Below are 2,524 nucleotides of genomic sequence, written 5' to 3' on the forward strand. Positions count from 1 at the left end.
GGGAGGTAGGTTTTAATGAAAAAAGAGAGGTCATTATACGAGTGCCATGAGGCGAAGGTTATCGGGCCACGGATAAAATGTGCCAAGAAGCACAAGTTGGGCGCGGCTGTAGATGGGGGGATTCCGTTAACCCGGATGAAAAGAGGGGAGCCTTTGCAGTGCGTGACCTGCGCGGGTTGTCTGGACTTCAACCGCAACGGTGGAATACCGGCAAAGGAAAATAGGGGCTGGTAGGTTGGATGAACATTCTCAATCGGCTGTATTGTGCTAAATGCAAACGAGACTCCTGGCACACAAACGGCTGCTGCAATATCTGTAAGGGGGGTTAAGTTCTCTTTTGGTGGATAGGAGTGAGAAATGAACACGGAGGATAAACGTATATTAGCTGAGAAAATGCTCGTCTGGTTAAAGCAGAATAATATGCAGACATGGAAAAGCAATAGTGATATGGTGCATCAGTTTAGCAAATCAGTTGATTATGAAGTGTATGACTGCTGGAAAGCTCTTGAATTATTAAGATTTTGCGGTCGGGTAATCTACAATAGCGCTAACGGTCGCAAGGGAGCCCACATTGAATCCTTTACCCCGATTCAAGGGTATGGGGCATTTCCATTGGCGGGCAGACTTTCAGCCGATAAGAAGCAGGCTTATAAACATGCGATTGAATCACTAGCTAAATACAAATTTATGATGTTTGGCTATCATGCTGCCATGTGGGTACATTTGAATAAGATAGACGGTTAAGTTCCGTTTTGGTTGGTAGGAGGAAAAATGAAGAGATTACTTAATAGAAAGTTAAGTTCCGTTTTGGTGTTTGGAGGGAATTAGGATAATGAAAGTAGCATACGCAGATCCCCCTTATATTGGGCTTGCGAATTACTATCCTGAAAAGACTGAGGTTGACCACCTCGAGCTGGTTAAGTTCGGTTTTGGTACCTGGAAAAATAAGGAGGTTTTAAATGGATTCCCATGTAGAGGTTGCCCAAAAAACCCAGCTATATCTTTGCCCTTGCCCTGAGTGCGGCATAGAATTTGGTATCTCACACTGCTTTGAGAAGCGAAGGCGTGAAGACGGTAGAACCTTTTATTGTCCTAATGGGCATCGCATGAGTTGGGGCGATAGCGAAACTAGCAAGCTACGGAATCAATTAGCGCAAACCAGTCGTAAACTTGAATACTTGGAAGCAGACCATGCTAAAGCACAAGAGAAAATTGTTTCGCTTGAACGCTCGGAGTGCCCTGCCTGTAAGCAAGTAATTAAGAATTGCAACATGGCACGGCATATAAGGGCACAACATAAGGAGCCAAAATGACTCAGGTAACAAAACCGAACTTAACCCTAATTAGTGAACGAAAGGAACCATCATGCAAAACGTAATCTCTGGCAGACTCGTAGGCATTGACGAAAACAAAGTCCAAATACAAATGCCAAACGGCATGATTGCAACCTATCCGCACAATGGGCTGAATGATGCCGGCGCCAAAGTAGATTTGCAATGGCTGTATGACAACATGGGGCAATCTGTCGTGTGCCTAGTAATAGACAAGGTGATTACGGAAGCTAATCCTTTAGGGGCGAGGATATAAGAGGACATGAAAAAAGCAGCAAGGTTTTATAGCGTCAATCAACAAAAAGTAGATGAACTTTGCCAGCAGATGAAGGGGATTGATGTGGCTAAAGAGTATTTCCCTGATGCAACTGAGGGAGAGGCTGGATATATTCTATGGAACGAAACAGGCTTTCCCGCCTTCTGGCGAATTCCCGAGGATGGCAACACGCCCGAAGAGTGTTTGAGAAAACAACTAGCTGATTTTAAAGCAAAAAGCAAGGAAGGCATTGTCGATATTTCACAATCGACTAAAGCTAATAAGGCAATCGATTCCAATCGATGCCCGTAACCGTCTTAAAGCCGTAACAGTATAAAGGAGGTTAAGTTCTTTTTTGGTGGATAGGAGAAAATCAGGAGGTTGTTATGAAACATTTTGTGGGATGGCAGAGCATCATATTCAAGGCGGTATTCTCAGCTTTCATAGTAATAAATTTTGTACTGTGTATCCAAATAATTCAAAACCAGCACATGATTATGGATGCCTTGGGTATAGTTCGATAGGAGGCTGATGTGAATACTCTCATGGACTGCTTTTATAGCATATTCTATTTTGCTAAGGGGTTCTTATTCGGTATAGGGATTGTCTTAGGACTTTGTTCTATTGTTGGTTTAATAATCTGGTGGATACCCGTGTCGATTATTTATGACTGGAATATTTACTTGTTCTTTGGGGCTTGGTGGGGATGGTGGATTTTTCTATGGGCTACTTGGGTTGGTATAGCAAACGCGAGGAGGATGGGTTTTTGACCCAAGCACCAAAACGGAACTTAACCGTAAGGAGGTTAATGTAATGCCGAAGTTAACTGAGGAAAGACGAAGACAAATTCAAGAAAGCCAAGAACGTGAGAGGGTATTCTGGCATAAGGTTGAGCAAAAATACAATACCAAGAAGAAGCGTCATGCTGAGTGCAGGC

General features: G+C 43.3%; 3 protein-coding genes. All 3 read left to right on the plus strand.

Annotation, left to right across the window (positions count from 1 at the left end; all coding sequences use genetic code 11):
- Positions 1-420: 420 nt before the first annotated feature.
- Positions 421-744, plus strand: coding sequence for a hypothetical protein (locus VMW01_00865; protein HUW04787.1), 324 nt, complete (start codon positions 421-423; stop codon positions 742-744).
- 621 nt (positions 745-1,365) lie between these two features.
- Positions 1,366-1,587, plus strand: coding sequence for a hypothetical protein (locus VMW01_00870; GenBank protein HUW04788.1), 222 nt, complete (start codon positions 1,366-1,368; stop codon positions 1,585-1,587).
- A 6-nt stretch (positions 1,588-1,593) separates the two neighbouring features.
- The gene (locus tag VMW01_00875; protein ID HUW04789.1) at positions 1,594-1,899 is read left to right on the plus strand and encodes a hypothetical protein; all 306 of its coding nucleotides are present in this window, start codon (positions 1,594-1,596) and stop codon (positions 1,897-1,899) included.
- The last annotated feature ends 625 nt before the right edge of the window (positions 1,900-2,524 follow it).

Origin of the sequence: Williamwhitmania sp., from assembly GCA_035529935.1 — a bacterium.
Classification (GTDB): Bacteria; Bacteroidota; Bacteroidia; order Bacteroidales; family Williamwhitmaniaceae; genus Williamwhitmania.